Genomic DNA, 20,816 nt, shown 5'->3' with positions numbered 1-20,816 from the left:
GAAGGCCGGCGTCATCGCCATTGTGGGTCCGCCGGCGAGCGGCAAGACCTTCCTCGCCGCCAGCTGGCTTTGCTTCGATTGGGCCCTACAGCGGACGGGCCGCGCCATCTGGTATCAGGCCGATGATGCCGACGAGGACATCGCGGCCTTCTTCCAGCTCGTCGGATCAGCCCTCGAGGAACAGCTCCGCGACAATGAGGAGCCCCTCCCCGCCTATACCCCGGAAGCTTTCTCTCAACTGAAGAGCTTCTCGGCCCATTGGTTCCGGGCTCTCTTCAAGGGAGGCACGCGGCCTCCCATCCTCTTCGTCGTCGACGATCTTCACCGTCTCCCGGCGGATGCCCCACTGGCCCAGGTGCTGCTTGAGCTCGCGAAGGCGCTCGGGCCCCAGGACCGTTTGATCCTCTTGTCGCGGGTGGCCCTACCGTCCGCCATACGGAGGGCAATCCCCCGCTCGCGGCTCGTGAGCATCACCGACCTCCAGGTGAGTGAGAATGAATGGGAGGATTTCGCGCAGGCTTCGGATCGACAGGAGCCGCTGACGCGCGAGGCCTTCGCCGCGTCCCTGCGGCGCTCGGGTTACTGGATCGCCGGGCTCGACTGCCTGCCCCAGCGGACCGGGATTTTGCACGCCAGCTTGGATCAAATTCAATCCTTGCTCGCTCGGCTCGAAGCATCGGATCGCCTGGCGCTACTGGCCACAGCGTTCCTGCAAACCGGTGTCGAGCAGGACTGGGCGACGCTTGGCGGACCCGAAGCCTTCCCGGCTCTGCTTCGGCTCGGCGCGGCGACAGGGTTTGTCTTCCGCCTCAGCGACACCGCGTTCCGTAAGCACGAGCTGCTCAGCGAACGTCTCGAGGCCTGGGCCGTGCAACAGATGTCTCCGGCAGCCGTGGCGGCCGCGAGGGCCTCAACAGGTCACCTTCTGATCCGCCGAGGGGAGTTGCTGGCGGGGCTCCGCCTCCTGATCGACGCCGGTGCCGTCGACGATGCGCAGCGCGTGATCCTCGACCACGCCACTGCCGTGATCGACCGCGGCAAGAATCAGGAGCTTCGGGCAATTATCGGGCTATTGCCCGCCACAGCGCGTCAGCGTCCGGCTATTCAAATTTGGCACGCCTATGCCCTGCTACCATTCCAGCCCCAGGCAGCCGCACAGGAACTGGCGACCATCCGGGATCGCTTCGCGCCCCAGCTGACCCGCCAGGACCTCGCCCTGGCCGTCAACGGCCAGATCTACGCCGCACTCGCCAATATGATCATCGATCGCCGGCTAGGAGCTCTGGTCGAGGCGGCGACGGAGCTCACCGATCGCCTGGCTGAGGTCGCGGAGCCCATCCGCTCACGCCTCATTCTCGGCCGCCTCATCGCCATCCTACTGGGCGCCCCCAGCCAAACCAACCTCGCGGGCGTACGGCAGGAAGCAACCGCCCTCCTGCCCCGCTTGACGCCCGAGAGCCGGTTCATTCTCGGCGCCGCGCTCGTCAATCATCTGCTGTGGTGGCACGGCGATCTTGCAGCCGCACGGGTATTACACGCGCAACTTGCCTCCCACGCGCACCGGCAGGACGCCGCCTACCTACCTGTCATGAGCTGGTATTTCGGGGCGCTCGGCATTGCCTATCGAGACGCCGACGACAAAGCCCTGCGGTCGCTGATGAGCGAGCTCGACCGCTTCGCCAGGCGGCGCGGCCTGAGGCATCGCCTCGGTCTCGCCTATTGGATCACCACCCAGGCCTACGCGGCGGCCGGCGACGATGCCGCCGCCGAGGCTGCGCTTAAGCAGCACCACGACTGTATCCAAAGCACAGGCGCCGCTCAGCTACCTGAAGTGCACTTCCTCGAAGGCGTCGTCGCGCTCAGCCGGAACGATCTCCGCCGCGCTGTCGCCAAAGCCGACGCCGGACGACAAAGCGCCGAAAGCCAGGGAGCGATCCAGGCTCTGGGCCAGAACGCGATGCTGCGCGCAACGGCCCTGGCGCTGCTGGGCGATGATGCGGCGCGAACCTCCATCCAGGAACTGCTCCGACTGAGTGCCTCGACCGGGAATAAGGTGACCAAGCTGCAAGCAGCGCTCGCTGCCGCCTGCCTCGCCCATACCAAACAGCATTGGGATGAGTTCCGGGCCCTATGGTCCGACGTCACCCGCCAGGCCGAAGCCTTAGGCGCTCGACGCGTCTCGGTGGTGAGTCCCGACGTCCTTGGACGATTAGCTCGCGACGCTTTGCAACACGATATTGATCCGACGGGCACCGTGCGCCTCATCCAACTATGGCGAATTTCCACCCCCGCGGGTGAGCCGATACATCCGGCATGGCCTTTTCCGATCGAACTCAATTGCCTCGGGCCGTTCGAAATCAAAATCAACGGCGAGGCGGGCCGTCTCGGCACCCGAAAGACGCCGCACAGACCCTTTGATCTGCTCAAGCATCTCTCCGCGGCCCCGTCCGATGGAGTTTCTCTACAGCAGCTTGTGGATGAATTATGGCCCGGCGCCGACGCTGACCGCGCCATGGCGCGACTGCGGGTCAGCATTCAACGCCTGCGGGCACTGCTCCGCCCGGAGGCCGTTCTCTTCGAGAACGGTGCCTTCCGGCTGAACGAGAGACTCGTGATCACTGACCGCCGCCGCCTGGATGAGATGATCGCATTGTTTTCTAACGCGCACCGAACTCATGACGAACGGTTGGAAGCGTTCGACCGCGCCATCGACCTCTATCGAGGGCCTTTACTGCCGGACTCGACCCAGCCCCGCGTCGTCGCATTGCGTGACGCGATCCGGAGCCGATTCGTGCGGGAGGCCACATCCTTCCTTGATACAATGGAGTCGAGTGATCCTGAGATGATCGTCCGCCGGGCGCGCGTCGCAAGCTCACCTTCGACCGACTTAAGCGTCGCCCACGACAGCTAGCTGCTAACCAGACGCCGTATCCGAACTGCTTTGCAGGAAAATTTGTAACGAAGTGTAAATTTCGCCTAATCCGTTCATGATCGGTCCACGGTTTCAGGGATCCACGCGCTTATAAGACAGGCCGCTTTCACAAAAGAGGCCGCTGACCGTGACGCTGATTGTTACCTCGCCCGCCGCCGCGGGCCGACTTATCCAAATTGTTAAGTGCCGGCCGCCCAATCGGGACGATGCCGTGACCAAAAGGGGCTCTCCTAACCGATCACCATGATCGGCTCGTGTTTCGGCCGCTCCCATGGAGCGGTCGGCACAGAGCACACGGAATTTTATTCGCCTTAGGTCGCCTGCTCGACGCGCGAAGGCACTCGCGCGCAATAGCTCCATCGTGCGCGCGCAGGGCGACCTGATCACAATCATTAGGCTGATAACGGGTCTATATTATGCGTTCTGTTCATCATCACGACCGCACGACCGTGTGGTTGGAATTTGTTTTTGCCCGCAATGTCTGGAGTGCGCGCAGCCGCCTTGGCTTGACGCTAGAAGCGCTCGCGCATCGGTCCGGCATCCTCAAAGACCTGCTCGTTCTCATTGAGCAGGGGCGCGCCGATCCAGATCTCCACACGATCGCCATCCTCGCAGATGCGCTGGAATGCGAGCCAGCGGAGCTCTGCACAGCGCAATCGAATGGTCGCGCGCAACGGCCGCGAAATCCGATCGATCAGACCAGCTGACCCATCAACGGCGCCCGTCGGGGCGACGCAGGATGCAGTCAAAGCAGCATCGTCCGATATAGACGATTAGATCTGCGTGACACGGGTCCAAACGCAAGCCTTGCCTTGCGATCGGACGGCTGCGTCCTGTGTGCGGCCAACGGCGCGCCTCAATCCTCGAGGACATGCCATGACCCACATCTCTCTCTCACCGCGTGAAGCCGGCGCACTCAGCCGGCGCGGGCGGTTGCTGGTGCGACGTCGTCTCCTGACCCCGCATCAATTCGTTTTGCTCGACAACCTCGTCTGGACCGCCCGCCATCCTGGCCGCGCGTCTCTGACGATATCTTACTGCGCTCTCGCGCGTGTAACCGGGTTGGCGCGGAGCACGGTCGCCGACGGCATTGCAGCACTCGAACGCCTCGGGCTGCTACGCCGTATAAGACGACGCGTGCTCGTCGTCTGGGGAGCTGGAACGGCGTCTCGGCAGGCGGCCAATGCCTACGTTCTGCTACCGCCAAACACAGAGTCCGCGCGTCCGTACGCAAGAGAAGAGTCTTCAAGTACTATACTATTGACCTCCGTTCCACTTGCCGCCGTTCGCGCGGCGCACGCGGCACTCGCCGAACGTCGGCAACGCGTTGAGCAAGACTTGTTGCGACAACGCCGAGGGATGGCTAGGAAAGATCCGCAGGGCTCGATACCTTAAGAAATCGGATGATGCGACGGCCCAAACTCATCGCCTCTGATCCCATGGCGAACTTCAAGACCCAGAAGCGCAAGGACAACCGTTAATGCCTCAACGCTCGACGAAAGCCTCGACCAAAGTTCATGAGGAGCCAGGCCTCCACCTCCAACGCGTCTTCGCCGAGAGCTTCCGCGCGGCGCGTATGGAGGCGGGGCTAACGCAACGGGACGTCGCCGAAGTCTCGGGTCTTGCCCAGCAGACAGTCTCGCAAATCGAGGCGGCCCAGCACAATCTGACGCTGCGGACGATGGCCAGGCTCTGCAACGTGGTCGGCCAAGAGGTGGGCGAGCTCGTGCGCCCTCCGAACCGCATGGCAAGGCGTGGGAGCCGGTGAGATCGCGAGCCTCTCGGACATCTGCCAAGGCGGACATCATTAATGGCTAAGCGCCCCCAGTCAGTTTCAATTGGCGGAAGGACCAAGGGAAGCGATGTCCAGCCGGAACCCTCGGTGACCAGCGGAAAACCCGCTGGCCGGAAGCGGATATACAGCCAGCCCGGCCCTGAGCCAGCCCAAGCACTGAGAAGGGGATGTCTCGCGAAAGACCTGGTAGCGGTCTTTGGCGACAACCTCCGCGCGGCTCGTTTGAAGTCTGATCTGACACAGGCCGAGATAGCCGACCGCTTGGGTATCACTCAGCAATATCTGTCGCTCATTGAAACCGGTCGGAAGAACGTGACGTTGAGGACAATGATCGCGCTCGCCGATGTATTGGGTGCCGACCTAAGTGCGATGCTCCAGCGCCCTCGTAGCGGAGGTTCCTGAGCGTCTTTTGTTTTCCAATCAGGCCGGGGCGTGCGGGCAAAAATCTAGCGGCGGCCGAATTTTGTGGCTTGAAGTCACGATGCACAAGCAGTAGGTTGTGTTGACACAAGCAGGTCGGTTCCGTCAGGGACACGCACAAACCGGGCGTTACGCGAAGGTAAAGCGATCTTATGCCGGCAAAGATATAGTGAGAAGCTTCGCCTCCTAAAGCCGTAGTGCGGCTGCGACCTGATCGCAACAGCATTGGCGAGGTCAGGTGCGCCTAGGCACTGACGAAGGAGGATATGGAACACAGATGATGCCCGCGGTGGAAAAACGCTCAATGTCTTTTGAACTCTCTAACTCACAGCATATTAAGAAGACGGAACTCATGGCAGCCGCAGTGGAGAGCTACGCCACCCTCTGCGATGAGATAAACAACCTGAACGCAACAATGACTGCAGGCCGACGCGCGATAGGGGCAGCTCAACGGAGATATTTTTACGCTCTTCGACAACTTCGCGTTTTTACGTCAAAGATCGCTGATACCCATAGGCGGGACCTCCCGTCCCTCGCCTCCAGCGAGACGGAAAAGTTTGAAGCGGTCGCCTTTTGGGTGCGGGCCTATCAGTCGTTCCAGCCAATCCATGACAAGGTCGTGCTCCCACGCAATGTGCGATTTCCGTCGGAGCGCTATTTAACAAAATTCGAGGAACTTCCTGACCGCCCGTGATGCTGGGGACCGCCTTCGTCCAATGCCACATCACACCGCTGCTGGCAGCCTAAACCCCGCCCCAAGGCTGTTGTTACCAGATTCAGCAGCCTCTGCGACGGCTCTCGAGGTCTGTGATGAAGCTGGTGTTTTGTGATAGCCAACTGAAGCGTGGATCCGATCCTGGATTCGCCCGTGATTGTTGGTTGAGATGGGGCGCGGGAAGTTTCCTGAGAAGAAAGAGACTCATTTGAGACTTACCGTTGGCAATAACGTCAAGTTATCGAGGGAGAATGCTGGCTTAAGTCAGCGGGATCTCTGCGAGCTGACAAACATAAGTCAGTCGTATCTCAGTCAAGTGGAGAGCGGCCGATGGAACCTCGGCATCGACAACATTGCCAAGATTGCGAGCGCAGTCGGTGTGGAACCCCATCATCTGCTCGACCCCGACTTTCTGACCAAGCGTTACTCACGTTCCAGACGCTAAACTAGAAAGCTGATTTCCCACGCCGTTTAAGGTTGCAGACCAAGCTTTACGGCAACCGTAGGTTTTGATATGACGTACGGTGTCAGCTCGGTGATCTCTTTGACTGGATTGATTTGACGTATGGTATCGGCACACGGCGACGCTAGGGACCGCGCCCAGGATGACTTATCGGCTGGGCAGGCTTCAACCGCCTCGAAAGAACTGCAGCGCCGTTTGATCGAGAAGCTCCGCCGGGAGCTGGGGACACTCATCTGCGGTCTTCTTGAGGACCGCGATGTCATCGAGATTATGCTGAACCCGGACGGCACCCTATGGGTAGACCGCCTCGGTGGCGATATGGCGCCCGTCGGTTTCATGTCAGCCATGCGAGCCGAATCTCTCATGGGCACCGTCGCTGCTGTTTTTCGTACGACTATCACGCGCGAGCGGCCATTTCTTGAATGCGAATTGCCACTTGACGGCTCGCGCTTCGAGGCCTTGATCCCCCCGATCGTCGCGGCCCCGACTTTTACCATCCGCCGACGGGCAGTGAAGGTCTATTCCCTCTCGGATTACGTGAGCTCCGGCGTGATGACTGCGCCCCAATGTGTGGCCATAGAAGGGGCCATCCGTGACCGCCGCAACATCCTTGTTGTCGGGGGTACGACGACAGGCAAGACGACCTTAACGAACGCGCTCTTGCGATCTATTGCAGAAGCGGCCCCGGACCAGCGCCTGGTCATCATCGAAGATACGCCCGAGCTGCAATGTGAGATCGAAAACCACGTTATGTTGCGAACGTCGCCTCACGTCGATCAGCTCATGTGCCTCAAGCTCACAATGCGTCTACGCCCCGATCGAATCTGTTTGGGTGAGGTGCGCGGGCCGGAGGCGCTTGCACTTCTAAAAGCCTGGAACACGGGCCATCCCGGTGGCATCTGCACAGTCCACGCAAACAGCGCCCGCGCGGGATTGATCCGCATAGAACAGCTTATCGCTGAAGCCACTCAGGCGCCGATGCAGGCGCTGATATCGGAAGCCGTCGACGTCATCGTCTCAATCGCCAAGACGGCAGAAGGACGACGGATCCAAGAGGTAGTCAACGTCCACGGCTATGTCGGAGGCCGATACGTTTTCGAGAACGCCGAAATCTGAGCTCTGCGCCCCGCGGCGGAGTCTGGCAGCTCTAGGAAGATACTGCCTGAATTCAACTTCAAAGACGAGCAGCACCCCTGTTACGGATAAGGCGGCGTGCGACCCCATCTGAGCCGGGCTGTCCCGGCCTACGACGCGAATACCTGAAGGATCCAAAGGATGTTTAAAAATCGCCATGCGATCTACGCGGTCGCCCTCGCGGCCGCCGTGCTTGTCTTGCCCACCCTTGCACATGCCTCCGATACGGGGGGGACCTTGCCGTGGGATAGTCCGCTTCAAACCCTTGAGAATGATATCAAAGGCCCGGTTGCATATGGACTGGCGCTCCTCGGCATTGTTGCCTCGGGCGGCATGCTCATCTTCGGTGGTGAAATCTCCGAGTTCACCCGCCGCATCATGTATGTGGTTCTCGTCGCTGCAATAATCCTCGGCGCCGCAACGTTCATGACGACCCTATTCACGAGTGCTGCGCTGGTGGCGTGAGTCATGGCCTTACGGCGGACACCCTTCTATCGCGTGCTCTACCGGCCGCCGCTGATCTTGGGGGGCGAACGAGAGCCGGTTCTGGTCACGCTCGTCATTGCCGTCGGCCTGATGATGTCAGGCCTCAATTTCGTGTCCTTTGCCACGGCCGCCATTCTTTGGTTCGGCGGGATCGCCGCATTCCGGATCATGGCGAAGCACGATCCCTACATGACCAGTGTCTATCGACGCCAGCTCACCTATCGCGCGCATTACGCACCTCGATCCCGCCCCGCGCGGACGGAGTAAACATGCACTCTCTCAAGCCCTATAATGATCGAAGCAAGGCACTCTCCGACTTGCTCGATTGGGCGGCCCTGATGGATGACGGGATCGTCCAAGGCAAAAGCGGCGCGCTTCTTGCCGGCTGGTTCTATCGCGGACAAGACATCGCCAGTTCGACGGCGGACGAGCGGAATTACATAACCCAACGGATCAACGCGACGCTGGCGCGGCTAGGGGGCGGATGGTCATCGTGGCATGACGCAGTCCGTCTGCCGAGCGCGTCCTACCCACCGCCGGAGAACTCATATTTCCCCGACGAGATATCTGCGCTGATCGACCGCGAGCGTCGTGAACAATTCATGCGGGAGGGATCGCATTTCGAAAGCGAATACGCCTTCGTGGTCCAATTCATCCCACCGCTTCGTCAGCAGAGCAAAATCGTGGACCTCATCTACGACGACGATGGCCTGGTTAGAGAATCAGTCGCCGATCGGACGACGGCCCGTTTCAAGGAAGCGCTGGGCACCATCGAGAACAGCATGGGCGATGTCGTCCGCATGCGGCGGATGCGAAGCTACACCCATGAAGATCGATCTGGCCGGGCGCATCTTCGTGATGAGCTGGTCGACTATCTGCAGTTTTGTCTGACCGGGGAGATCGACGCCAAGCTGAACATTCCCACCTCCGGCATGTATCTCGATGCCGTCATGGGCGGCCGTGATCTTTGGGGCGGTGACACCCCGAGGCTTGGCGACAAGTTTATCATGTGCGTCGCCATCGAAGGCTTTCCAGCCGAATCGTCGCCTGGCGTCCTTGACGTCCTGGATCACCTCGCGATCCCCTACCGCTGGTCGAGCCGATTTATCTACCTCGAACAGCACGAAGCTCTGGCCGGACTTCGGAAATATCGTCGAAAGTGGCGCCAGGCGGTGCGCGGCTTCACCGCGCAAATCTTCAAGACGCAGGGCGGCATCGTGAATGAAGACGCCTTGCTCATGGTGAGCCAGGCCGAGGCTGCGATGACGGACGCGAATTCGTCGCTGGTGACGTTTGGGTATTACACGCCCGTCATCGTCTTGATGGACCGAAGCCGTGTCGTGTTGGAAGACAATGCCCGAATAATTGCCCGCGAAATCGCGCGCGAGGGCTTCACGACGCGCATAGAGACAATCAACACCATGGAGGCGTGGCTCGGCAGTCTGCCGGGCCACCTCCGGCCGAATGTCCGGCGGCCTTTGATCCACACGTTGAATCTTTCCGATCTGCTCCCCCTGGCAGCGGTCTGGCCGGGACTGCAAAGCAATCCTTGTCCGCTCTTCCCGGAAGACTCCCCGCCCCTCCTGCACGCTGCGACGTCGGGCGCCACGCCGTTCCGGCTCAATCTCCACGTTGGCGATGTGGGACACACGCTCGTCTTCGGCCCGACCGGCGCCGGCAAATCGGTGCTTCTTTGCACCGTGGCGGCGCAGTTTCGGCGTTATGACGGCGCGACGATCTGCGCTTTCGATAAAGGCCGGTCCATGCTCGCGTTAGTAAAGGCTTGCGGCGGAGGCCACTATGACATCGGCGCCGATGGCAAGAGCCCAACATTTTGCCCGCTTTCTGTTCTGGAAACCGCCGGCGACCTGGCATGGGCGGAGGACTGGATCGCGACCTGCTACCAGCTCCAGACGGACCAGGCGCCCACTCCCCGTCAGAGAGAGGAGATCCATCGGGCGATGCTCACGTTACAGGGTTCGCCGCTCCGGTCCCTGACCGATTTCAATGCCACGGTGCAGGACGAAGCAATCCGATCCGCGTTAATGGTCTATACCATCAGTGGCAGCCTCGGGCATCTCCTCGATAGTCGCGAGGACAGCTTGAGCGATGACCCTTTCGTGGTCTTCGAGCTGGATGAGCTGATGAGCCTGAGGGACTCCTCTGCAATCCCGGTTCTTCTCTATCTCTTCCGCCGCTTTGAGCGCTCGCTGAAGGGCCAGCCTGCCCTACTCTCGCTCGATGAGGCATGGATCATGCTCGGCCATCCCGTCTTCAGGGAGAAAATCCGGGACTGGCTCAAGACGCTGCGCAAAGCAAACTGCGCGGTGCTCATGGCGACCCAAAGTCTGAGCGATGCTGTCCGCTCCGGTATCCTCGATGTCCTGATGGAAAGCTGCCCCACTAAGATCATGCTTCCAAATGAGGAGGCCGATAAGATCGGAACCGCCGAAGTACCGGGCCCGGGTGACCTCTACCGAATGATGGGACTGAATGACGCACAAATCGGGATCATCAAGGCCGCGATCAAAAAGCGGCATTACTACTACGCATCCCCAGAAGGGCGGCGCCTGTTCGACCTCGGCCTCGGCCCTGTTGCGCTCTCCTTTGTCGCTGTCGGCGACAAGGATTCGATCCGCCGGATTGAACACCTCGAACAAGAGTTCGGTGCTCGCTGGCCTGCCCAATGGCTTGAGGAGAAGGAGGTAGACTATACTGCATATGCTTAAGCAGACCCTCGGGGCGGTCGCCCTCTTTGCAGCGATTGGATCTTTTCGGCCGGTTCCAGCGCATGCACAATTCGCCGTGACCTGCGTCAATTGCAGCACCGACATTCAACAGCTGATAGGCTACGCGAAGCAGCTCCAACAAGTTGAGACCCAGCTACAGCAATACTCTACCCAGCTACAACAATACGCGAACATGGTGCAAAACACCGTGGCCATACCTCAGCAGGTTTACAGCTCTGCAATGTCAGACATGGCGCAGGTCCAGGGACTTATGTCGCAGGGGAGCCAACTCTCCTTCTCGAATCCCGGCACGTCCATGGGCACATTCTCGAGTTTCCTAAGTAGCGCGGCATCCGTGCCAGCTAACTTGGCGAACCAGGCTGATCAATATGCCGCTTGGTCAGCCCAAGCGAAGGACGGCATCACCTCGGCGATGAACGCGGTCAGCGCGCAAAATCATCAGCTCGAGGCAGACAACAACACCATGATGCAGCTCCAAAGCCAAGCTGGATCGGCTACGGGACAGATGCAGGCGATTCAAAACTCTGCCGAAATCTCCTCCCAAGGGGTGCGCGAGACGGAGAAGCTCCGGCAGCTCATGATGGTGCAAATCCAACTTCAGGCTAACCAACAGTCGCTATCCGCACAGCAAGACGCGCAATCTCAGGCGCAATGGCAAAACTTCGTCAGCGCCCCCCCGCTTGACGACGCGGGAACCAAATATTGATGCCTGCCGTGAGCTTCACGTCAATGGTCACTATCATCGTCTCCCTTTGCGTTGGCGGTGCCGTGGGCGCTGGCGTGACCAGCATAGTTTTTCTCCGACCTATTTGCGTTGCGGCACCGGAGCAGTGGTCCAACCCGTTGGCCGCTCTGCCTCTCAACGATCCGGGGAAGACGTACAGATGATGCCGGGTCCCCGCGCCTTGCCACGACACCTCGTCGTGTCGACAGGCGTTCTCGCGTGCTTGCTGTCCTGCGGGCCGGCGATTGCGCAAACGGTCATCGACCAGGTGATGACACAATATCAGACGGCGGCGGCGGCTTGGGTCAGTCCGCTACAGACTCTCGCGCTCGATCTTTTTTGGAGCCTCGCCGGCATCCAATTTTGCTACGCGATGGGGCAGTTGGCCTTTCGTGGTGCGGATCTCTCCGAAATCCTGGCAGAGCTGGTGACGCAGATTTTCTTCCTCGGGATCTTCTTCTTCCTGGTTCAGCAGTCGAGCACCATTGCCGATGACATCATCACCTCGTTCAAACAGGCCGCCACGAGGGCCTCAGGCACGGCTGGCTCCAATCCCACGCAGATTCTGGAGACGGGCATCAATATGGGCCAGAAAGTTACGGCGCTCATGACCTGGCACAGTCCTGGCGCGGACCTGTTTTACGCGATCGCCGCCTTCGTCATCGTCATCGTCATGTCATTCATCGCCGCTCTGGCCGTGATGGTGAATATCGAGGCCTACATTATTGTCTCGGCCCTAGTGCTCTTTACCGGCTTCGGTGGAAGCCGCTGGACCAAAGACTACGCGATGCGCTCATTGACCTATGCCATCGCGATCGGCGGCAAGCTGTTCATGCTGAATCTCGTCGTCGGGATCGGCTCACAAATCATCTCCGCGCAGTCCACCTCGTTCACTGGCGGTAACTACGATCAGGTCATGATGCTGATAGGTACCGTACTGGTTCTGGCCGCGATCGCCAAGCAACTGCCTGACATGACCGCCAGCCTATTGTCCGGAGCCGCCCTTGGCACCAGCTCCGGCTTCATTGGGGTCGGCCGGACAGCCGCTACAACGGCCTTGGCGGCTGGCACGGCCGGTCTAGGCGCTGTCGTCGCCACAGGCGCTGCGGGGGCTCTGGCGAGCCAACAGGTGGCCGCGGCAGGCGGCGCCGGGCCGGGAGGCCGTCTGGCTCATTTTGCCAGCCTGACAGGCCGTGCGGCCCGAAACCTCGGAGACGCGGCTCTGTCTGACATCGGTGGCCGGCTCTCCGGCACCCGAACCAGTCGCGGTTCCATGACCTTCCGAATGGCTGCGGACCTCCGCCATCGGGGCGATAGTCAATCACCCCCGCCATCCCCGCCGCCATCTCCACTACACTCTGCGGGCTCGCGACCACCAAATCCGGACAACACCATCCGGCCGAGCTAACGGGTTCCTCCAAAGCGGAGGCGACACATCAGCCACGTTCTTCTTGATTGGATGTATGATATCATGCGGCGGCTCCGCAAAACTTGGGCTCCATCCGTCGACCCCGCGGGTGCCGTGAGCGCCCCTGATCCGGCGGCGGCGGCAAGGGACACCTACCTTGCCGCTCGCGCCGAATGGAACGAGCGGTATGGCAGCTACATTCAAGCAGCGCGGTCGTGGCGGTCGGCCTTCTTCCTCGCGATGATTATCGCCGTCGTATCCCTCGGTGGCGTGGTCGACATCGGATCACAAAGCCGCCTCGTGCCCTACATCGTCGAGGTCAACCAGCTCGGCGACGCGCTAGCGGCAGAGCGGGCGGACGTGGCCTCAACACCGGATACACGGCTGATCCGCGCCCAGCTCGCACGCTGGATTAATGATGTCCGCACTATCTATCTCGACGCGAGTGCCGAGAGATACATCATCACTGAAGCCTATGGGATGGTCGATCGCCAAACCGTCGCCTACGGCGACCTCAACAATTTCTATCGGACGAATGACCCGTTCACCCGCGCTCAGAATGAGACCGTAAACGTTCACATCACATCAGTCCTCCCCATCAGCGAAAACACCTGGCGCATCGAATGGGATGAGCAAAACAACGACCGTGACGGCTCCATGGCGGCAACATCGCACTGGCAGGCGACGGTGACGATCGTCCTCCATCCACCAACCGATTCTGAAACTGTTCTCGTCAACCCGACCGGGCTCTACGTCCAAAGTTTTAGCTGGGCGAGGGTTCAATAATGGAAAATCCGACGATGCGAAGAACGGCGCTCATGCTGGCCGTCGCGGCCGTGCCTTCGGCTGCTTCGGCAAACAACTTCACTGTTCCGGCGATCATCCCCTTCGCGCAAGCGGCGACACCGCAACCTGCAACTCCACCGGCGAACCTCGGAGCATCACCTCTGGAGAGCACAACAGCGCATGCGGCCCTGCCGCCGTTGCAGACTGAGAGGTCGAGCGCAGCCACGCCGCGCTGTATTCCGCGTCCCACCATGGTCTCCTTGCCGAACGGGGGTGTGATGGCGGCGCTGCCGAACCACCCGCCGCCCCCTCTGTCCCTGCTGTCGCCTAATGTGGGTCTTACGCCGCGTCAGGTAACGGCGGCGGCGATTTCGCGCCGATGGCGGAACCGCATGGCCTCACCAGGCGAGGGCACGAATGGGTCCGTCAATTATATGTTCGGCGCTTCAATCCCGTCTGTCGTGTGTTCGCCGCTCTACGTCTGTAACATCTCCTTGCAACCCGGCGAATTGATCAATGACATCAAATCCGGCGATAGCGTGCGATGGCTGATCACGCCCGGCGTCGTTGGCGGCGGCGAGACGGCGCAGACCATTGTCTCGGTCAAGCCGACCGACGCCGGGTTGCGGACGAATCTCGTCATCGCGACCACACGTCGGCTTTACGACATCACGCTCGTAAGCAACACCTATTCCCACACGGATGATATCTCATTCACCTATCCGGATGATGTGCGGGCGCAGTGGCAGGCGTATCAGCAGCAAGCCCAGCAGCATTACGTCGACAACACCATGACGAGCGGGGCTAATCTCGCATCGCTCGACTTCGGCTATACCCTGGGCGGCGGCAATCCATCATGGCGCCCCCTGAGAGTGTACAGCGACGGCATCAAGACGTACATCCAGTTCCCGCGTTCGATCCTGTCGGGCGACTCCCCAGCGCTTGTTGCGCTCGGCCACGACGGAAGCTGGTTCTCTAGTCCGACTAAGGAGATCATCAACTATCGCGCTGAGGGTGACACCTATGTTGTCGATCGCGTGCTCGACCGCGCGGCTCTGATTTCGGGCGTCGGCAGAAGTCAGGACGAGGTTGAAATCACACATCAGGGAAGAGTCCACTAATGCGCGGTCCGCGCTTTGAGCTACCCGGCGCTGGGCTTGCTCTATGCCTAGCTGGCTGCGCGGCCATGCCGAAAGCTTCTTACATCGCGTCCACCACACCTGCCGACAACCGGGTGATTGCTTCGGCGGTCTCGTCCTATCTCGCTACCGCTTACCCACCAGGTCGGACCACCCTCGCGATCCGGCCGATCGCTTCTGGCAGCACGCCGCTCCTTAACGAGCTCGCAGCCGATCTCCGCACTCAAGGGTTTGCAATTACCCAAACCGGCTTTGGCGCTCGCGATACACAGACCGTTCGCCTCATCGTGTCGCGGAACTTTGGCGGGTGTGTGGTCCGGCTGCATTATGGCACCCGAGAGGCCAGCACCTTTCTCGGGCGGGATGTGTCCGGCTATCTTCAGCCGACGTCACCCTTTGTTGTCAGGGACGTGGCGCAATGAGTGGGAATTTCAGCCCCGATACGTCGCCGAGCACGTCCAGCGGCGTAGTCACCGGCAGGGGTGTTCGTCGCCTCAATCGCGTTCCGATGCTCTTTGCCTGCGGCTTGTGCCTCGTGATCGGCTTCGCGATCATCTATACCTTCCACCAGCGCATTGAGAACGAACAAAAGCATCTCGGATCGGCATCCACGACTACGCCTCAAGCCGGCAGTGCCTCCTCTGCGTTGGCGAACGCACCGACCGCAGGACTTATCGCGCCGGCGCCTCCTCCAGCCCTCTCGGCGCCGGCCTCGCCGACGCCGCGGCAAGCCGAGAACGTCCACCTCAACCCGATTCAACAGGCCCAGATACAAGCCTGGTCTGAATACGAGCAGCGGAGGGAGGCCATTGACCAGGCCCACTATCAATCTGAAGTCACGGCCATTGGCTCACCGCCGTCCATTCAATCGACCGGTTCATCGGCCAATATGCAGGTGGCTCAGGTGGAGCACGGAAGCGTCCAAACTGTTCCCACCTCGCCAGCGCTCACGGCAGCAGCCCCATTCGTCCACACGCCGCAACCAAACCCGCAAGCCGGTGGCGCCGGCACGACGTTCATCCCGTCCTATGGCGGCCTCGGCGGTCTTTTGGGTGGCGGCACGATCAACACTCCGCCTGCCAATCCGGCAGCCAACGACCAAACGGGCAAGCGCAATTTCCTCGCGCAGGCTGACGGCGCCGCGAGCAGCGATTACCTGGCGTCCAGCATCAACGCGCCAATATCGCCCTACGAGGTGCAAGCCGGCACAATTATTCCTGCGACGATGATAGGGGGGATCGACTCCGACCTTCCTGGCGAGATCATCGGCCAAGTAAGAGAAAACGTCTATGACACCGCAACCGGCACGTATCTCCTCGTCCCACAAGGCTCGCGCCTTTTAGGCATCTATTCGAGCGCCATTACCTACGGCCAGACGCGGGTTCTCGTCGCCTGGAACCGAATCATCTATCCTAACGGCAACAGCATCGACCTCGGGCAGATGCCGGGGTCTGACGTCGGCGGCTATGCCGGCTTTAGCGACCAGGCAAACAACCATTATCTGCGCATTTTTGGATCTGCGATTCTCGCGAGCCTATTCTCGGCCGGCGCGCAGCTCAGTCAGCCGCAGAACAATTCGAGTGGCACGATCTCGTCTGAGCAAATTCTCGCCGCTTCGCTCGGGCAGCAGGCGAACACCGTAGGGTCGATGTTGATCGCGCGCGGCCTGGATATTCAGCCCACGCTCACAATCCGCAACGGCTACCTGTTCAACATCATGGTGACCAAGGATATGGTGTTGCGGCCTTGGACCGGGATGCAGCCGCTTCCCTACGGCGCTTCTGACCGCAACTGAGCCACTAATGACGGCCTGAAGAACTTGCCATGCGGACGGTGGGGTGAGAGCCAGTCACCTTTTCCATCCCTTTTCAGCATGCTATCCCACGTTCTTGAACGACTGTGGGAAGCGCCTGTGCCAGTTCTTGTAAATCGTCGGAAGTTAGCTGTGGGCGGGGTCACGCTCCTCGGCATGGGACTGGCGATCCCAGGAGCTGACGCCGCGGACTCCATTGCCGACGTTGAGCGCCGTTATGGGGGGCGTCTCGGCGTATTCGCGGTCGATACCGGATCGGGTCGGACCTTAGCGTATCGAGCCGATGAACGCTTTCTGATGTGCAGTACCTTCAAGGGGCTTCTCGCTGGTCTGGTACTCTCGCGCGTAGATGCCGGTAAGGAGGAACTCACGCGAATGGTGGGATACGGCGAGAAAGACCTCATCTTCACTTCGCCGATAACGAAGGTAAATGTCAGCAGAGGTGCGATGTCGGTCGAAGCCCTATGCCAGGCTATGCTGGAGGTGAGCGACAATACGGCTGCGGTGCTGCTTATGCGGAGCGTGGGCGGTCCGCCAGGTTTGACACGATTTCTCCGGGGCCTTGGAGATTTGACCACCCGCTCCGATCGGTATGAGCCTGCATCCAACGAATATAGTGGCATGCTCGACACGACGTCGCCGCGAGCAATTGTCGGCTCCGCGCAAAAAATCCTTCTAGGCGAGGTTCTAAGCCCCAGATCTCGCGATCAGTTGGAAGCCGGCATGATTGCCTGCAAGCCAGGTCTAAAAAGAATAAGATCGGCTTTGCCTCCGGATTGGATCGCGGGCGACAGGCCAGGAACGAGCTTGGGGGAAGAAACCAACGACTATGCGATCGTGAGGCCGCCCGGGCACGCGCCGATTCTTGTGGCAGCATATTATGATGCACCCAAGCTCAGCATGGACGCTCGAGAAGCCGTCTTGCGCAACGCGGGATCCGCATTCGTAAGATGGGTCGTCGGTTGAGGCTATTATGAGCATCGGCCTTCGTAACCCCCGGATCGACATGATCCGAGGCATGTCCATTCTTCTTGTGCTCTTGCACCACTTCAACATCGCCTACCCGCTGAGTGATACGACCCTTTCAGGGGCGTTTGGGTGGGATGCCGTTCATGCCGTCATGCGGAACGGCAACTATGGAGTGACAATGTTCTTTGTCATTTCCGGCTATCTGATCACTTCGAATGCCGCTCGTCGTTGGCCTGAACTTATTGGCATTAACGCGTGGACATTTTACGGACTACGTATCGCGCGCATCCTCCCCTGCCTCCTATTGCTGCTTGTCACCGTCAACATGCTCGCGCTAGGCGGCGTCGATATCTTCCAGAATCACATGGCGGCGGGAACGCCAGTTTCATTTTGGGTTGTAAATCTTGCATCCCTAACCTTCTGGATGAATGTACTGATCAGCCTACACGGATGGGTCAACTATCCCCTTGGCGTGCTGTGGTCCTTGTCGGTCGAAGAAGTGTTCTATCTCTCGTTCCCCATTCTCTGCCTTGGCCTTCGACGGGAGTCGCGTCTGCTTGCCTTCTGGACTGTACTTATCATCATCGGCCCGCTGTACCGCTTTGCCCATCAAGGTGATGAAGCTGACTTTCTCTACAATTATTTTGCTTGCTTCGACGGGATCGCCATCGGCTGCTGCACGGCCTTGCTCGCCAGACGGATACCCATGCACGGTCTCGCAACGACAATTCCACAAGCCGTCACCCTCGCAGCTATGACTTTTCTTTATCTGTATCGGCCGATCGGGCAAACCGATGTGCTCGGCATCACAGCGATGGCCCTAGGCACGGCGGTGCTGTTGGTGGGAGCACGCCATCGGCCATCCGGACCCATCCTCAAACACAGTGGCTCTCCGGCTTTCGAATGGTTCGGACGGCTTAGCTATGAACTCTACCTATTCCACCTCCTTGTGCTTGGAGCGATGCGAACATTATTCCCCCCTCACTTCATCGTCGGAAATGACAAATTGCTGCTTTTGGCTGCCTTCTTGGTCCTGTCAGCCCTTCTGAGCGCGGTGATCGCGACGCTCTATGCCGAGCCATTGAACCACCTCATCCGGCGACGCCTGGTCCGTCCTGTGGCGATCGTCGCTGCATGATTGCTAGTGGCTGCTGACGTAGCTTATTGAAATGGGGCATCCTGCCGCATTGAATCCTGCGTGCCCGGGGCTGGCCCCGGCAGTAGCCAAGCACGCCGGCCGCAAGGCATGGCGGCGAACCCCACGCCAGGAGATAGAGGGCACCATGTATGGTGTTGGGGTCATGGGTGATAAGCAGCCAGAAAAAGAACATGAACGCCGCGCCCAAGAGGCAAAGCCCGGACCACAGGCCGAGCAGGATTACGACCGGCGAAAGGATGACCGCTAGAAAAATGCCGCCATAAGCCAGGAGCGCTACGGCAAGGCCCTTCAGAACGTTCGGCATTTTGCCCTCCTGCAATTGTTCAAACCCATTTTCGCCAAGCCAAACGGTCGCGATAGCCGGGCACTCCTAACGGCCGAAACAGACGCTCCGTTCCTGCTCCTTCTCGCGCTCGCTTTCATGACCGCGCTCAACGAGTCCCATTTCTACATCCTCATCTTCATGCGCGTGTTGCTGGCGTTCCTCGTTCTGCTCATGCGTCAAAGTCTCGCCGCGTTGTTCCTCACGAAGAGCCGTTGCCTCCGCAGCAATCTGTCGCGCCTCGATGGCTCGCATACCAGACCGGAGGGCTAGAGAGGTCGCCTCAATGCCATGACTTTGCTGATAGTCATTCCAATCCGTGCCCCGATCGCCCGGCGCGAAATCCGGAAGTAGTGTATATCCCGCGACCGCAACGGCGGCCTCCTCGCTTTTCCGGCGACCTACATTGGCATCGGCCCGTTTGGTATGATCGTTGTCCCCGGCGATGATGACGCTCCGCTCCGGATGCTGGTCGCGGAACAGTTGCGCGACCGGCGCGATATTTCCGGCATTGAAGGCAGCGATCACGGGAACGCCGATGGCCTGATGGATCGTGGAAGCCGTGGCATAGCCCTCCGCTATGATGGCCGCCTCATGATGTTTCAGCTCGCCCCCAATGAGGGCATGCAAGCCTTCCACACGGCCGCCCTTGTGAAACGACTTCGTCCCGTCTGCATCGATCGTTTGCAAGCTCCACAGCTTGCCGTTTTCGTCCCGCAGGGGAACCAGCAGCCGGCCTTCCACACTGACATTCTTCGGCCGCCCATACCTGTCCGTCGTCGCGATCGTCTGGCCTGGCGCGCCTACACGCAGTTCGCCAGGGCTGATACCCTTCGCCACAAGGTAGTGGTGGTCAGCTGACGCTGCTTGCGCGGCCGACCAGGCGGTTTCAGCGGTGAGCGCCGCGGCCTGCGCCATGGTCTCGCGCCCAACCGCGCGATCGCGGGCTTTTTGCGCAGCCTCGGCCGTCAACCGCGCACGATCCTGCACGCCGAGTGCCTGTATGGGAGCGCCGCTTTTCCAGTTTTGCTGGAGGCCCGTCTTAAAATTCTGGATATAGCCGGCCGGATGGCCGTCCAGATACCCGACATAAGCGCCGCTGCGCTGCTGGCCCGCGTCCCCGGCCACGCGCACACGCTGAAGCTGGCCATTCATCTCTGGTGGGCCGTCGATTTCGAGGCCAGCGTTGCGCAGAGCGTCGGCAAACTCAGCCCTTGGGTCCAACGACGATGCGACATGCAGATCGTCTCGGGTCGGTAGCCAAGCGTTGAACGGCGCCAGATCCGTGCCAAGCGGCACGAACCAGGATTCCGCTTCTCGATCCCATTTCGCGCCGAGTGCCTTGGCCTCATCCTTTTCGGCGAAGGGAACGGCGAGGTAGCTGCGCTCATTGCTCGTTTGCATGATGGGGTGATCCTCCGGGACTAGGGTTGGCGCCCGGACATAACCGGTCCCGGTTTCTGCGGCCTCTCCTCGTGACTGGCTGCCTGTCAGACCTTGGTCCTGCTCGCGGGCTTTCTCGAAACCGCGCAATATTGTCGCGATCTTCTCGGCGTCAGCCGCCGCTCTAAAGAGCTCTTGCGGGTCGTCTTCAAGCGCCTTGATCCAGCCTCCCACATAGGCTGCGTGCCGAGACGGATCATGACCCACGCCGATCTCCGTGCCGACGATCAAGGATGCGATCTCGGCGCGCAGTTCCTCACGAGCATAGCCTTCGCTGCCGAAGGGATGCGCCAGATCGCGATCAAGCCGCCCTGGCGCCCCCGTCCAATGGCCCTTATGCCGATATCGGCATAAATCA

19 protein-coding genes and 1 pseudogene are annotated in these 20,816 nt (G+C 60.3%); 18 read left to right on the top strand and 2 right to left on the bottom strand.

Going from position 1 to position 20,816, the window contains the following annotated elements:
- The 18 genes from GSQ92_RS22280 to GSQ92_RS22195 all read left to right on the top strand — a co-directional run.
- A partial coding sequence (locus tag GSQ92_RS22280; RefSeq protein ID WP_216856910.1) for a hypothetical protein occupies positions 1–2,911 on the top strand: 2,911 nt, incomplete at its 5' end.
- 437 nt (positions 2,912–3,348) lie between these two features.
- Positions 3,349–3,639 (top strand): helix-turn-helix domain-containing protein, encoded by a 291-nt coding sequence (locus GSQ92_RS22275; RefSeq protein WP_159014007.1) that lies wholly within the window; start codon positions 3,349–3,351, stop codon positions 3,637–3,639.
- A 773-nt stretch (positions 3,640–4,412) separates the two neighbouring features.
- Positions 4,413–4,700, top strand: coding sequence for a helix-turn-helix transcriptional regulator (locus GSQ92_RS22270; protein WP_159014006.1), 288 nt, complete (start codon positions 4,413–4,415; stop codon positions 4,698–4,700).
- Positions 4,701–4,742: 42 nt separating this feature from the next.
- Positions 4,743–5,129, top strand: a complete 387-nt coding sequence (locus GSQ92_RS22265; protein WP_216856909.1) for a helix-turn-helix domain-containing protein — start codon at positions 4,743–4,745, stop codon at positions 5,127–5,129.
- A 295-nt stretch (positions 5,130–5,424) separates the two neighbouring features.
- On the top strand, positions 5,425–5,841 hold the full coding sequence (locus GSQ92_RS22260; RefSeq protein WP_159014004.1) for a hypothetical protein: 417 nt from the start codon (positions 5,425–5,427) through the stop codon (positions 5,839–5,841).
- A 190-nt stretch (positions 5,842–6,031) separates the two neighbouring features.
- Positions 6,032–6,307 (top strand): helix-turn-helix domain-containing protein, encoded by a 276-nt coding sequence (locus GSQ92_RS31825; RefSeq protein WP_371418578.1) that lies wholly within the window; start codon positions 6,032–6,034, stop codon positions 6,305–6,307.
- 213 nt (positions 6,308–6,520) lie between these two features.
- The gene (gene trbB / locus GSQ92_RS22250; RefSeq protein WP_254066664.1) at positions 6,521–7,441 is read left to right on the top strand and encodes a P-type conjugative transfer ATPase TrbB; all 921 of its coding nucleotides are present in this window, start codon (positions 6,521–6,523) and stop codon (positions 7,439–7,441) included.
- 159 nt (positions 7,442–7,600) lie between these two features.
- Positions 7,601–7,924, top strand: coding sequence for a TrbC/VirB2 family protein (locus GSQ92_RS22245; RefSeq protein WP_216856908.1), 324 nt, complete (start codon positions 7,601–7,603; stop codon positions 7,922–7,924).
- Between the two features lie 3 nt (positions 7,925–7,927).
- Positions 7,928–8,212 (top strand): conjugal transfer protein TrbD, encoded by a 285-nt coding sequence (trbD, locus tag GSQ92_RS22240; protein ID WP_159014019.1) that lies wholly within the window; start codon positions 7,928–7,930, stop codon positions 8,210–8,212.
- Between the two features lie 2 nt (positions 8,213–8,214).
- Positions 8,215–10,674 (top strand): transporter, encoded by a 2,460-nt coding sequence (locus tag GSQ92_RS22235; RefSeq protein WP_159014018.1) that lies wholly within the window; start codon positions 8,215–8,217, stop codon positions 10,672–10,674.
- Complete coding sequence (trbJ, locus tag GSQ92_RS22230) at positions 10,667–11,401, top strand: P-type conjugative transfer protein TrbJ (RefSeq protein WP_159014001.1); 735 nt, start codon at positions 10,667–10,669, stop codon at positions 11,399–11,401. The genes GSQ92_RS22235 and trbJ overlap by 8 nt, the downstream gene beginning before the upstream one ends.
- Positions 11,402–11,579: 178 nt before the next feature.
- Positions 11,580–12,827: a P-type conjugative transfer protein TrbL gene (gene trbL / locus GSQ92_RS22225; protein ID WP_159014000.1), complete on the top strand. Its 1,248-nt coding sequence runs from the start codon at positions 11,580–11,582 to the stop codon at positions 12,825–12,827.
- A 114-nt stretch (positions 12,828–12,941) separates the two neighbouring features.
- The gene (gene trbF, locus GSQ92_RS22220) at positions 12,942–13,613 is read left to right on the top strand and encodes a conjugal transfer protein TrbF (protein WP_216856907.1); all 672 of its coding nucleotides are present in this window, start codon (positions 12,942–12,944) and stop codon (positions 13,611–13,613) included.
- Between the two features lie 14 nt (positions 13,614–13,627).
- Complete coding sequence (gene trbG, locus GSQ92_RS22215; protein ID WP_159013998.1) at positions 13,628–14,734, top strand: P-type conjugative transfer protein TrbG; 1,107 nt, start codon at positions 13,628–13,630, stop codon at positions 14,732–14,734.
- 65 nt (positions 14,735–14,799) lie between these two features.
- The gene (locus GSQ92_RS22210; RefSeq protein WP_159013997.1) at positions 14,800–15,174 is read left to right on the top strand and encodes a hypothetical protein; all 375 of its coding nucleotides are present in this window, start codon (positions 14,800–14,802) and stop codon (positions 15,172–15,174) included.
- Between the two features lie 113 nt (positions 15,175–15,287).
- Positions 15,288–16,547: a TrbI/VirB10 family protein gene (locus GSQ92_RS22205; protein ID WP_216856906.1), complete on the top strand. Its 1,260-nt coding sequence runs from the start codon at positions 15,288–15,290 to the stop codon at positions 16,545–16,547.
- Positions 16,548–16,697: 150 nt separating this feature from the next.
- Complete coding sequence (gene bla / locus GSQ92_RS22200; protein WP_216856905.1) at positions 16,698–17,531, top strand: class A beta-lactamase; 834 nt, start codon at positions 16,698–16,700, stop codon at positions 17,529–17,531.
- 7 nt (positions 17,532–17,538) lie between these two features.
- A complete protein-coding gene (locus GSQ92_RS22195) occupies positions 17,539–18,672 on the top strand; it encodes an acyltransferase (protein WP_159013996.1) in 1,134 nt (377 codons plus the stop codon).
- Here the strand turns inward: GSQ92_RS22195 and GSQ92_RS22190 are convergent.
- Complete coding sequence (locus tag GSQ92_RS22190) at positions 18,626–18,997, bottom strand: hypothetical protein (protein ID WP_159013995.1); 372 nt, start codon at positions 18,995–18,997, stop codon at positions 18,626–18,628. The genes GSQ92_RS22195 and GSQ92_RS22190 overlap by 47 nt on opposite strands.
- Positions 18,998–19,360: 363 nt before the next feature.
- Positions 19,361–20,816 (bottom strand): annotated as a pseudogene (locus GSQ92_RS22185) (zincin-like metallopeptidase domain-containing protein); the annotation flags it as partial.

Source organism: Acidisoma sp. S159 (assembly GCF_009766125.1).
GTDB lineage: Bacteria > Pseudomonadota > Alphaproteobacteria > Acetobacterales > Acetobacteraceae > Acidisoma.
This window is presented reverse-complemented; position numbering and strand designations above follow the sequence as displayed.